General features: G+C 60.4%; 1 pseudogene. It reads left to right on the top strand.

Annotated features, from left to right (window positions below):
• A pseudogene (locus J4G32_RS21210) lies at positions 1–285 on the top strand (NAD(P)H-dependent glycerol-3-phosphate dehydrogenase); the annotation flags it as partial.

Here is a 285-nt window from a genome sequence, read left to right as displayed (position 1 = left end):
AGCCATGTTTTCAGCGACGTGCTGCGGCAGATTAAACCGCTGATGCGTCCGGATGCGCGTCTGGTATGGGCGACCAAAGGCCTGGAAGCGGAAACGGGGCGCCTGTTGCAGGATGTCGCTCGCGAGGCGTTAGGCGATCAAATCCCGCTGGCGGTGATTTCCGGCCCGACGTTCGCTAAAGAGCTGGCGGCGGGTTTGCCGACGGCAATCTCGCTGGCCTCAACCGATGAGACCTTTGCCGACGATCTCCAGCAACTGTTGCACTGCGGAAAAAGTTTTCGCGTC

The organism is Microvirga antarctica, from assembly GCF_017921815.1.
Classification (GTDB): domain Bacteria; phylum Pseudomonadota; class Alphaproteobacteria; order Rhizobiales; family Beijerinckiaceae; genus Microvirga; species Microvirga antarctica.
The sequence above is the reverse complement of the archived record's forward strand: the minus strand, read 5'-3'. Positions and strand labels throughout refer to the sequence as shown.